The sequence below is a fragment of the Dolichospermum sp. LEGE 00246 genome, assembly GCF_015207865.1.
GTDB classification, from domain to species: domain Bacteria; phylum Cyanobacteriota; class Cyanobacteriia; order Cyanobacteriales; family Nostocaceae; genus Dolichospermum; species Dolichospermum heterosporum.
On the sequence record NZ_JADEWA010000147.1, the window covers coordinates 1 to 11,246 of the forward strand.

An 11,246-nucleotide genomic window follows, 5' to 3' on the forward strand; every position below is an offset into this window, starting at 1 on the left:
ATTATGGAGAGGTAAAATGAAGTTTCTGAAGCAGAATATGACCAATTCCTTGCGGATTTTACTAAATGATGTAGAAAGATATAATTCCGTGATTAAAGCCATACATATTAACGACCAAATTGAGGATGTTGGCAACTTAGGAGTAAGTATACAAGAAAGAGAAAAAGTATTACTAGCACTCGAATTAACTAGAAATGATTTAATCCGCGCTTTAAAAACAGAGAGAATTTTGCGAGAAAATAAAAGTTTTATTATCACCAATTCTGATTTATTTACTAATAATTTAGCCACTTTGGCATCAATGCAAGTTACTGAAGAAGCCACAGAACATGGTAAATTATTAAATGAAGCCCTGCAAATTTCCCTAGATGTACAGCAGGAAATGAAAAAGTTGCAAAGTCAGAGTTAATACTTTATATATATTTATAGCGGTATGCAATTGAATGAGATAAAGTCAGCAAATCGTAAAGTCTTCTATTATACAAACTTTGGAAATGAACTGGCAAGAAATTAGAGGCAATTGGGTACTTATTCCCCGTAATCCTATCGGGATTATTCATTTTTTAGGTGGTGCATTTGTCGCCACCTTACCACATTTAACTTATCGTTGGTTACTGGAAAACTTGGCGGATCAAGGATATGTCATTATTGCTACACCTTTTGTGAATACATTAGATCATATAGCGATCGCTAAATCTGTCCTCCGTAAATTTGAATATACCCTAGAAAAGTTACAAGACTCTGGAAAACTCCGCAAAATTTATCTTCCCACCTATGGAGTCGGACATAGCATGGGTTGTAAACTGCATTTACTAATTGGTAGCCTGTTTCCAATCCAAAGGGCTGGTAATATTTTAATATCCTTTAATAACTTTGCCGCCAGTGAAGCCATACCATTAGTAGAACAGTTAAATTCCCAGTTAAATTCCCAATTAGACATTGAATTTACGCCTACACCCGCACAAACCAACCAAATAGTCCAAGACAGCTATCAGATTCGGCGAAATTTATTAATAAGATTTAATAAAGATAGCCTAGATCAATCAGCAAACTTAAAAATAATTTTACAACAACTCTTTCCTGATATGGTGACAACACAAACTTTATCAGGCACTCATACCACACCTTTAGGACAAGATGTTAAATGGCAGCCAGGAACTTCCTTTAGTCCCTTTGATGCTTTAGGACAATGGTTAAAGCAAGAAGTTTATCGAGATTTAAATCAATTAAAACAAGTTATATTGTTTTGGTTAAATCCCCTTTCTTAATAATCTCATGTTTGAAATCCTAATTATTGATGATGACCGATCCATCCAAATTTTCCTCAAAAGAATTTTAGAAAAACAAGGTTATCAAGTTATTACCGCGAGTACGGGAGAAGAAGGGATTTTAAGGACGCTGGATTCACCTCCAGCCTTAATTATATGTGATTGGATTATGCCGGGATTAACTGGGATAGAAGTATGTAATGTCATTAAAAAAGATCCCAAATTATCTACCACATTCTTTATTTTATTAACATCTTTAGATTCAGTCGCAGATAGAGTTAAAGGATTAGATGCTGGTGCTGATGATTTTATCTCCAAACCTATCGAACAAAACGAACTCCAAGCAAGAGTTAGAGCCGGGTTACGTCTACATCAATTAAGTCAGGATTTACAGACCCAAAAGCTACTTTTAGAAACAGAATTATCCGAAGCTACAGAATATGTAAAATCCCTTTTACCCCGGCCTATAAATAACCCCCTGAGTATTCAGTTTAAGTTTTTGCCATCCAGGCAACTTGGTGGGGATTGTTTGGACTATAATTGGCTGGACGCTGATTCTTTAGCTATTTACCTACTAGATGTTGCTGGTCATGGACTAAAAGCAACTCTGCCTTCAATTTCTGTATTAAATCTTTTACGTTCCCGCGCTCTCAAAGATTTAAATTACTATCAACCTAGCGAGGTATTAGCGGCTTTAAATAATACCTTTCAAATAAATTATCAAAATGATAAATATTTTACGATTTGGTATGGAGTTTATAATCGAGTTAGTCGGCAGTTAACATACTCTAGTGCTGGACATCCACCAGCTATTATCATTTCTGGTAACTCTCCTACTAACACAGAAGTAAAAAGATTAAAAACTCCAGGAATGCCGGTGGGGATGTTTCCTGAAGCTAAATATGTTGATGCTTATTGTCAGATTGAAAAATCTAGTACCCTTTATATTTTTAGTGATGGTGCTTATGAAATCACTCAATCAAATGGTAATCTTTGGAGTTTGGAAGGGTTTACTCAGATTTTAATTAGCTTACAATATTCTGTTGATAATCAACTTGATTATATACTGGATTACCTAATTAACTTAAACTCCAAAGAGATATTTGAAGATGATTTATCTATTCTTCAAGTTAAATTTGATTGATCAAGTAAGTAGGAGAACACAATAAAACCAAAGTGTGTAAAGAAAAGTAAAATTGCCCAAAGCTTCTTCACTCTCGCCTCTCGCCTCTTACCTCTTACCTTTTGCCTTCTTATAACGACACTTTTCAATGCTAACCTACTTGGCAGAAAGCAAAAGATTTTCAAATGCTTCTTGACTAGGAACAATTGTAAATTTGCTATCCATCCCAGTTAATTCAAATAGCATTCTAACTTGCTCATTAATTGAACAAATTACCATCTTTATACCTAATTCTTGTAAAGCTTTAAATGTTAAAACCAGAGTGCCTAATCCAGAACTATCCATAAAGGTAACATTATGACAATCAACTAATACAATGGACATTCCACTTTCCATTACTTCTGTAATACTTTCTCGAAAGTTTTGAGAGCTATTGGCATTGAAGCTCCCACTAATGGAAATCACTTTCACCTGCTGATTCATAATATGCTAATTTTGATTTATTTAATAAGGTTCTGATTTTGATTTTATTAGTATATCTTAACGTTAAATTGAATAAAGACATTTTGTACACAAAAATATTGAGCAATTTTTCATCAGGCATTTATTCCAGTTTCTTATAACCCAAAATAGTGATCCTTTAGAGCATTTTTGGGAGATTGAGTCGCAACAAATACAACAAATAATTATATGGGACTGACTCTAGCTCGGTATAAAAGCTGGTCGTGTTGCATATAACCTGGATAACGTACCTTAATGATTTCTCCTGGTTGTGCTGTTCCCTCTAATAATTGATGAAATTGTGGATTATAGGGAATTTGGTCGCCGACAGCGGCGATCGCTTGCACATTCCAAGTCTGTAATAATGTCTCTAGGGGTTTATCTACCAAAGGTAGTATTTTCACCGCTGATAACTGATGATCCTCCCTGGCTCTACGTGCTGCTATTGGCCATTGTAATAGTAAGGATTCTAATATTTGTAAACTCGACCGCTGAAATTCCTGTTGTAATACTTCTCGTTGTTCTAACATTGATAATGTTAATCTTTCATACTCAGATTGTAAATCCGTAATTTGCCTTAATAAGTTTATGTTTTTATGAGAGGAATGGGTGTTGTTGACACTTGAAAATAAACCATTAACACTGAAAGTTTCTACCAACTCAATCCAAGATATTTGTAAAATCTCTGACAGTTTTACCAATACTTCCATCCGCATCTGTCCGATTTTCCCCCTCCGCAACTGCAAAATTTGCCATTGGGAAACACCAGCAGCACGACTTAAAGCGTTAAAACTATCACAACCAACTTTTTGCATTAAATTTCGCAAATTATCAGTCAAGTCAACTTGCGCCATAAAATATGGGATATAAGATATTGTTAGCTATTATACCTTTTTTCCAGTTAAACTATTCTTCTATACTCAACATGGTTGAAATATGGACTTTTGGAAAATTACGAAAAACCTAGATTTGTAGGGGGTAGAGCAAGAGCTTCATTGGTGTCAACTTAACGTAAAACCTCTATCCCGCAAAGAACTCAAGTCATCTCATTCCCAGTCTCTGACTGGGAATGAATTCTAGAAGGCTCTGACTTCAATGATATTAAGGGACTTCCAATTAAAAAAATCCCCAAAAGTTTCTTGTGGTGCGGGCATACTATGGCTAACGCCACGCTACGCGAACGACAAGCTCAGTACAAGTCTTGCCCGCTAATTACCAAGGACAGGCAGGATGCCCATCCCACAAAATTGGGTAATTTATTTTTTGGTGATCCCTTAGAGGCAGAGCCTCATTAACTGCATTCCTAGTCAAAGACTAGGAATGAGATATGGTAGGGATTTGAGCTTAAGTTGACACCATTAAGCTTTTGCTTTTCCCCTACTTATAGAATCAAATAGAATCAAATAATTAAGCCGCATTGAGATAGTTGGCTTATACAGCAGCAGGTTGTCATTAAAAATTGTCGTCATCACTAAATAAATCATACTCATAATGAGTTTTATTTGCAATTGTGCCGAAGAAAAGACGTAATGGTATTATAGAAGCGCATAAGTGAAAAATATATAATATTCCCAGTTGCTAATTATCTAACTTGAGATTGGTAATTTGTGATTCTTCCTGCCGCCCTGCATCTTCTTATCATGATTCAGAGGAACAAGCAACAGGGAACAGGAAAAACTCATGTTTTTAAACATGAGATTGAAATAATGACACTGTTTTTTTCGTGCTACGCATCTTTTAAAAACATCTTTTTTTTGACTGAAGCTCTAAACTGGTGCAAATGAGTGTTTCTTATCTGTTCCCTGTTCCCTGTTCCCTGTTCCCTTCTTTTGTAAATTGAGTTAATTAATTTAAAACCTCTCCGACAATATAAGGGCAATCAGAATTAGTTTGCATGAAAATATTTATTTGGCGTTCTTCCTACAGATTAATAACAACCTTGTGCTTATTGGGATTGACTGCCGCATCAGAACCCGTAAGCAAAAACCAGGATGTAAAATTGCAAATTGGTATTGTCCAACGATTTGGGGCTAAACCCACAGACAAGTTAGAATTATCTGCCACCAAGGGCGATCGCTTAACATTAAAATTTGCAGTAGGTAGTCAACAGCAAACCCTAGTCACAGACAAACCCATCCAGTTAGCAACATTCATGCAGCCCTTAACCCAAACAGTGGTTCAGGAAGTATTAGTGCTGGGTGACTTTCGCACCTTTGAAACAGCCGAAGATAACGCTAATCACTGGCGTTCCCTGGGTATAGAAGTGGAAATATCCCAACCAGAACGCTGGCAAGTATGGGCAAAACGGGCGGTTTACAGCACTCCCTTAATTCGCCGCTTACTATTAAAAAGTATAGAAACATCCGGTGATCAAAATGCTTACCTAGCAACCAATGTTTTATCAAAAGTCCCAAAAATTACTTGGGTAGTAAATGGTAAAAATTATAGTCCCAATTATCTGGAAGTAACGGCGGGTAGGGAATTGGTCAAAGTCAGTACCGATAACAAAGTCGAATCAAAGGGTGTTTATCCCGGAAAAGTGACCTTGCAGCCTAACGCCTATGGGAATTATACCTTAGTGAACACCGTCCCCTTGGAAACCTATGTACGAGGAGTTTTACCCCATGAAATTGGCATAGATGCGCCAATGGCAGCCCTAGAAGCACAAGCGATTATTGCTCGCACCTATGCTTTGCGAAATGTTCGCAGATTTGCGGTAGATAATTATCAGTTATGTGCTGACACTCACTGTCAAGTTTATCAAGGACTGAGCGGAATTGCTAAAAATACAGATCAGGCGATCGCCTCGACCAGAGGTCAGATCCTCACTTATAATAACGAAATAGTTGATGCTTTGTATTCTTCCACTACAGGTGGTGTTACCGCTAACTTTAGTGATATCTGGAATGGAGAAGATCGTCCCTATTTAAAACCGGTCATAGATGCTGCTAATCAAAATCTTTGGAACTTATCACATCAGAATCTAGCAGATGATCGGAACTTTGAGAAATTTATCAATCTTAAAGCCGGATTTAATGAAAGTACATGGGATGTATTCCGTTGGCATAGAGAAACGGACATCAATAAAATTACCAAAGACTTGCAAAAGTTCTTACAAGCGAAAAAAAGTCCCTATAGCAATTTCAAAACAATTCAAGCCATGTCCGTCGTTCGGCGCAGTTCCAGTGGACGGATTTTAAAACTGGCTGTGAAAACAGATATTGGTGTTTTTACCTTACAAAAAGATGAAGTTCGCAGTGCCTTTGCTGCCCCCATTAGCACGCTTTTCTACATTCAACCATTGAATAAAGGTCAAACTAATCTGTGGGGATATGCTTTTATTGGTGGTGGTTTAGGACATGGAGTAGGTTTAAGTCAAACAGGCGCTCAGAATTTAGCCAAACTGGGTTGGTCTAGTTCTAAGATTCTGGAGTTTTATTATCCGGGGACTAAAATTCAAGGAAAAAGGTAATTGGGGAATTGGTAAAAGTCCTACTCAGTAGCCAATCCCCAATCCCCTTTTTGGAGTGGATTTTTTTACTAAAACTTAGTAAAGGTCTTCTTCTCTGTGGGTTTCGATAGTGACATCAGAAGTAGGATAAGCAACACAAGTCAATACATATTGAGCTTCAACTTGGTCGTCTTCTAAGAAAGACTGATCTGATTGGTCAACAGTACCGGAAATAATTTTACCGGCACAGGTTGAGCAAGCACCAGCGCGACAGGAGTAGGGTAAGTCAAGTCCAGCTTCTTCTGCTGCATCTAGAATGAAGGTATCGTCGGGACAGTCAATAGTTTGGTCTAAACCTTCGGCTTCGTTGAATAGTCTTACCTTGAAAATAGCCATTTAATTATCCTCTGTTGTGAAATCGGCAGTATAAGTGATGTTTCAGCAAATTTTACAGCTATTCTGATGGGATTAGGTGCTGGTTTCAATTTACTTGAGTTCTGATCCCCAGGAAAAGGTTACAAGGGGTGACAGAAAATTAACTTTGTGAGGTTAGTCTAGTTCCAAGACTTTAGAGTTCTATGATCCGGGAACAATTGGTTGGGCAATTGCTAAAAGTCTTACTCAGTAGCCAATTCCCAATCTCCTTTGTAGAGTGGACTTTTGTACTAAAACTTAGTAAAGGTCTTCTTCTCTGTGGGTTTCGATGGTGACATCAGAAGTAGGATAAGCAACACAAGTCAATACATATTGAGCTTCAACTTGGTCATCATCTAAGAAAGACTGCTCTGATTGGTCAACAGTACCGGAAATAATTTTACCGGCACAGGTTGAGCAAGCACCAGCGCGACAGGAGTAGGGTAAGTCAAGTCCAGCTTCATCTGCTGCATCTAGAATGAAGGTATCGTCGGGACAGTCAATAGTTGTAGTAGTAGTAATACCTTCTACTTCGCTGATTAGAGTAACTTTGTAAGTAGCCATTTAATTATCCTTTCTTGTGAAATCGGCAGTATAAGTGATATTTCAGGAAACACTACAGCTATTCTGATGGGATTAGCCGCTGGTTTAAATTTGCTTCAATTCTGATACTAAGGGAAAAGTTAAAATTTATGACAGAAAATTGACCCCGATTAGTAATGAAATTTAGTTACTTATTACCAATAAGTTTTTGTTATATAAAATCCGTAGGTGGATAGATGTCAAAGTGCATCAGACCTGAGTTCGGAGTTCGGAGTTCGGGGTTCGGAGTTTGGTGTTTTTCCTTGACTTTTTTCGTGATAGTTACCAAAATTCTGATAATGATATCAATTTGTTGCCTAAGACCTTTGACCTTTTCTGGGTTAATAGCTTCTGATTCAACTAAAACAATCAGCCAATATTCCATTTCGCGGGCTTCTTTTAAAGAAATTTCCATTTTATGGAGAAAGTCTTTATGGCTGAAGTGCTGACTGAGCTTCTCTTACATTCGCACCGATGGAAGTACCACTACGAATGAGTTGAGATGAGAGAATTTTTTCTACGCCACCCAAATCATGGAGAAAGCGACAAAGTTTGACAATCCTGACAGCAAAAGTTAAAGTTCTCTCTTAAATTTTAACTCCTAACACCGAACTCAGGCATCAGGTAGTTCATTCTCTACGCAGCGCAAACGCGGATATAAGTAGGCAATCAAGGTGACGACTAGAGAAAACAGACCCAGGATGATAAGCATTAAACCCATGCCGCGACCATGACCAACCCCAATAATTTGGCCAATGCTATTGGCTAAAGCCCCATCTTTCGCCATGATTGGTTCAAAAAATTGATCAGCTAATGCTCCACAGGTCAGGTAGGCCAGTGGTAAAAACCCCTGAACAGCGGCACTGCGAAAAGCAAAGACCCTTCCCTGAACTTCTGGTGCTACTTTTTTTTGATAGATGACTTGAATTGACCCATTGATAATGGGAAACATCAGAAATATCAAGAAATTGGCGATCGTAAATATAACTGTGGAAGCCGTCAACCCGGCTAATACATAGGAGATGCCCAAAAATGTCATGGATACAAATATGGTATTTATCTGGCGTTCTAGCCCGCCCCAAATGCTGATCACGGCACTGCCTAGTAATAGTCCAAAACTAGAAATAGAATAGATAGTCCCTAGCGATTGAGCGGAAGCAAAGGAAAGCACTAAGGGTGTAGTCAGAGCTTCTGCGCTACCAACGAGAAAGTTGATAATGGCAATGAACATGACTAATCCGAGTAGTCCAGGACGTGCTACTAAGTATTTCCAGCCAAAGGTGATTTCTTGCCAAAATGAATTGGTTTCGGCATCAGGATTTTCTGTGGACGAAATTTCGGGAAATTTAACTACCAGCAAACAGATTAAGGCCAAGACTAATGTAGATAAATCAATGATGACAATTCCTGACAATTGTACAGTTGCTAATAAAGCTGCTGCTAATACAGGGGAGAGAATTTCAGCGATCGCCAATCTGATCTGTGTCATTGAACTGGCACGACCAAGCTGTGATTTCGGCACAAGTAATGTGGTGGCGGAGGAATAGGCTAGTCCTTGAAAAGCATTGAAGCTGGAACTAATCGCGCTGACTAGACACAGACTCCAAACTTCTAAGTGATTACTGATAAATAACCAAGCAATTAGTAAGGTACATAAACCTGCACAGAAATCACTAATAATCATGATCCAGCGCCGAGGAAAGCGATCGACAACCACACCGGCAATGGGGGAGATCAAAATTGTCGGTAGGGTTGTGGAGAGAATCAGCAGTGTAAATTGAATTGTGGAATTCGTATGTTGATAAATCCAAATACTGAGCGCAAAACCCGTTGTCCGCGAGCCAACCAGAGACAACACTTGACCAAACCAGATCAAGATAAAAACGCTCATGCTTTGAGTCATCTCTCCTGATTGACTGGAAAAATACTCAGTCCACCTCAATAAAGATGATCCAAATATGGGTTGTTGTTTCAACTCTGGTGGGCTGTTTTCTAACATGGCAATAGTGATTATCCGTAAGTGACAAAGCCTATAGTTCAGTGTAGCATTTATTTCTTATTTTTCCCTTACTATTACTTGCTGAAAAAGTGCAAGGTTTTTTGGAGGGTATAAAATTGAACTATACCAACTGGCTAAAACTGTCACCTGTCACCTGTCACCTACCATCAAAAGAAGACTTTTATGGCTTACGCCACGCTTCTATCAGCAAATCCTAACTAAGTGCTGATCCGCGAAATTTTGGTAATTCGGATTCAAATAACCTAAATTTGTAGGGGTAAAACGGGCGGTTGGAAACCGCGTCTACACAGGCAAAACCCACCTGCGTGGGTTTCAATGAATAATTCCGCACCTGAACTTTGCGCCGCCAATTGAATTCGACAAGCCTGATTGAGATACCACATCCAGTAAAAGGCCTCGGCCACAGATCGTCCGACGGTTAGGAGTCCGTGATTACAAAGGATTATACAGGGCTTGTCACCCAAATCACGCACAAGCCGATCCCGTTCTGAGAGATTATCATCCGTGGCAATCCCTTCAAACTGGTGTCGGGCAACACGCCCATCTAACTCCATCATGGATTGATGCAGGGGTAGTAAACCCTGTTTTTGCGTGGCAATTGCCATCCCTTCCAGGGGTATTCGGTTGGGATCAGGACAACGGGGTGGAGTGGGTAAACTCATTGTGGATTGGTGATCTAAAAATTAAAATGTTTGCAAAATTTCCTTACCTTAATTTTTATTTATGCAGTTTTCTGAATATCAAGATTGGTTTTTTCTTCTACCTTTCCTGAGCCAATGCTTAATTTTGCTATATATATACCCATTAAAACGAGGATAAAGGCAAAACAGTTGAGAACACTTAACTTTTCTGCAAAAATTAAAAAAGCAAATAAGGCTGTTAGCAAAGGCTCTAGAAGCATCAAGAGAGTAACAAAACCTGAAGAAAATTGTTTAAGATTATGAGTTAGCAATCCTTGTCCGATAATTTGACATAGAACTGCTAAACAAATTACTGCCAGCCAGGTTTCCCAGGAATTTGGAAATAGTTGTGTTTCACTAGTTAATGCAATGAGGAAAGTAAAACATCCACTTAATGGGCAAGTAAACAATAATATAGTAGATGCTGAAAATTTGGAGCGTAATTTTTCCCTGGCTAGATAGTTTAAGGCATAAAAAACAGCAGATAGGAGAGCTAAAGAGTCACCATAAAGGGAGTTAACCTCAGCTTGGAAATCTCCACTAGTAATGATAGCTATGCCAACAATTGCTATGATCATTCCTAATAAAAACTTATAGTCAAAACTTTGACATAAGAACAACCAACCACCTAATACGGCAAAGATAGGGGTGACATTATGGAGCAAATTAGAACTAGCAACGCTGGTTTGAGTTAATGACAAAGCCCAAAGAAAACTAGCAGCAGTCCCTAATATTGATGATAAAAGAAAAACTCCCCAGTCTCGTAATTCAATGACTTGATTGGGTTTAGATGGATTGTTGATTCTAGATTGAACTGCTTGCCAAACAAATAAAACTACTGTAGCTATATAATAGCGATTAAAAATAGTTGCTGACGGACTCAGTTCATTTTCTGCCAGTCGAGTGAAAATTGCCGCAAAAGATAAAATGAAAACTCCCAGTAATAATGATAAGAAAGCCAATGGAAGTGTATTGTTTAGGGTGGGTTTCAATGCCGTACTAAATTCCTGCACCATATATTTTGCCAGTAGATCCTTTTTTTGTATGAAAGACATGACTTACGCAACTGGCACATTACGAGGATGCGTCAAACTGCATACCTGCAAATAAACAGATTATTGATGTCTGAGGCACCCTACAACAGATTTTTGGTGTGATCCTTGTGTAATCAAAAGACTATATATTAACCACACCCTGTCTCTTATAA

The 11,246-nt window shown here is 38.3% G+C and carries 12 protein-coding genes and 1 pseudogene; 4 read left to right on the plus strand and 9 right to left on the minus strand.

Going from position 1 to position 11,246, the window contains the following annotated elements:
• The 3 genes and pseudogenes from IQ228_RS11860 to IQ228_RS11870 form a co-directional block, all read left to right on the plus strand.
• A pseudogene (locus IQ228_RS11860) lies at positions 1–409 on the plus strand (hypothetical protein); the annotation flags it as partial.
• A gap of 85 nt (positions 410–494) precedes the next feature.
• The gene (locus tag IQ228_RS11865) at positions 495–1,268 is read left to right on the plus strand and encodes a DUF1350 family protein (RefSeq protein ID WP_027402875.1); all 774 of its coding nucleotides are present in this window, start codon (positions 495–497) and stop codon (positions 1,266–1,268) included.
• Positions 1,269–1,275: 7 nt separating this feature from the next.
• Positions 1,276–2,412 carry a PP2C family protein-serine/threonine phosphatase gene (locus IQ228_RS11870; protein ID WP_027402876.1) on the plus strand — a complete coding sequence of 379 codons (1,137 nt, stop codon included), beginning with the start codon at positions 1,276–1,278 and terminating at the stop codon, positions 2,410–2,412.
• 135 nt (positions 2,413–2,547) lie between these two features.
• On the opposite strand, the gene IQ228_RS11875 is transcribed toward IQ228_RS11870, so the two are convergent.
• Positions 2,548–2,874 (minus strand): STAS domain-containing protein, encoded by a 327-nt coding sequence (locus tag IQ228_RS11875; protein WP_027402877.1) that lies wholly within the window; start codon positions 2,872–2,874, stop codon positions 2,548–2,550.
• Between the two features lie 203 nt (positions 2,875–3,077).
• Positions 3,078–3,746: a nucleotide exchange factor GrpE gene (grpE, locus tag IQ228_RS11880; protein ID WP_027402878.1), complete on the minus strand. Its 669-nt coding sequence runs from the start codon at positions 3,744–3,746 to the stop codon at positions 3,078–3,080.
• Between the two features lie 1,040 nt (positions 3,747–4,786).
• Here grpE and IQ228_RS11885 point away from each other — a divergent pair.
• Positions 4,787–6,364, plus strand: a complete 1,578-nt coding sequence (locus IQ228_RS11885) for a SpoIID/LytB domain-containing protein (protein ID WP_027402879.1) — start codon at positions 4,787–4,789, stop codon at positions 6,362–6,364.
• Positions 6,365–6,439: 75 nt separating this feature from the next.
• Here the strand turns inward: IQ228_RS11885 and IQ228_RS11890 are convergent, their stop codons facing one another.
• The 7 genes from IQ228_RS11890 to IQ228_RS11915 form a co-directional block, all read right to left on the minus strand.
• The gene (locus IQ228_RS11890; RefSeq protein WP_027402880.1) at positions 6,440–6,739 is read right to left on the minus strand and encodes a ferredoxin; all 300 of its coding nucleotides are present in this window, start codon (positions 6,737–6,739) and stop codon (positions 6,440–6,442) included.
• Positions 6,740–7,015: 276 nt separating this feature from the next.
• Entirely contained in the window at positions 7,016–7,321 is a 306-nt protein-coding gene (locus tag IQ228_RS11895) for a ferredoxin (RefSeq protein ID WP_027402881.1), read from the minus strand.
• Positions 7,322–7,511: 190 nt separating this feature from the next.
• Positions 7,512–7,754, minus strand: coding sequence for a four helix bundle protein (locus IQ228_RS27415; protein ID WP_071992806.1), 243 nt, complete (start codon positions 7,752–7,754; stop codon positions 7,512–7,514).
• Between the two features lie 16 nt (positions 7,755–7,770).
• On the minus strand, positions 7,771–7,869 hold the full coding sequence (locus IQ228_RS27420; protein WP_228039310.1) for a four helix bundle protein: 99 nt from the start codon (positions 7,867–7,869) through the stop codon (positions 7,771–7,773).
• A gap of 83 nt (positions 7,870–7,952) precedes the next feature.
• Positions 7,953–9,338: an MFS transporter gene (locus IQ228_RS11905; RefSeq protein WP_228043834.1), complete on the minus strand. Its 1,386-nt coding sequence runs from the start codon at positions 9,336–9,338 to the stop codon at positions 7,953–7,955.
• Positions 9,339–9,601: 263 nt separating this feature from the next.
• Positions 9,602–10,021: a class II aldolase/adducin family protein gene (locus tag IQ228_RS11910; protein ID WP_051424353.1), complete on the minus strand. Its 420-nt coding sequence runs from the start codon at positions 10,019–10,021 to the stop codon at positions 9,602–9,604.
• Positions 10,022–10,080: 59 nt separating this feature from the next.
• Positions 10,081–11,094, minus strand: coding sequence for a DMT family transporter (locus IQ228_RS11915; RefSeq protein ID WP_228043835.1), 1,014 nt, complete (start codon positions 11,092–11,094; stop codon positions 10,081–10,083).
• Positions 11,095–11,246: the final 152 nt, after the last annotated feature.

Bases quoted from the DNA above. Each gene is read 5' to 3' on its own strand.
- IQ228_RS11895 (WP_027402881.1), bottom strand. From the start codon at position 7,321: ATGGCTACTTACAAAGTTACTCTAATCAGCGAAGTAGAAGGTATTACT.
- IQ228_RS11875 (WP_027402877.1), bottom strand. From the start codon at position 2,874: ATGAATCAGCAGGTGAAAGTGATTTCCATTAGTGGGAGCTTCAATGCC.
- grpE (WP_027402878.1), bottom strand. From the start codon at position 3,746: ATGGCGCAAGTTGACTTGACTGATAATTTGCGAAATTTAATGCAAAAA.
- IQ228_RS11885 (WP_027402879.1), top strand. From the start codon at position 4,787: ATGAAAATATTTATTTGGCGTTCTTCCTACAGATTAATAACAACCTTG.
- IQ228_RS11870 (WP_027402876.1), top strand. From the start codon at position 1,276: ATGTTTGAAATCCTAATTATTGATGATGACCGATCCATCCAAATTTTC.
- IQ228_RS11890 (WP_027402880.1), bottom strand. From the start codon at position 6,739: ATGGCTATTTTCAAGGTAAGACTATTCAACGAAGCCGAAGGTTTAGAC.
- IQ228_RS27415 (WP_071992806.1), bottom strand. From the start codon at position 7,754: ATGGAAATTTCTTTAAAAGAAGCCCGCGAAATGGAATATTGGCTGATT.
- IQ228_RS11905 (WP_228043834.1), bottom strand. From the start codon at position 9,338: ATGTTAGAAAACAGCCCACCAGAGTTGAAACAACAACCCATATTTGGA.
- IQ228_RS11910 (WP_051424353.1), bottom strand. From the start codon at position 10,021: ATGAGTTTACCCACTCCACCCCGTTGTCCTGATCCCAACCGAATACCC.
- IQ228_RS11865 (WP_027402875.1), top strand. From the start codon at position 495: ATGAACTGGCAAGAAATTAGAGGCAATTGGGTACTTATTCCCCGTAAT.
- IQ228_RS11915 (WP_228043835.1), bottom strand. From the start codon at position 11,094: ATGTCTTTCATACAAAAAAAGGATCTACTGGCAAAATATATGGTGCAG.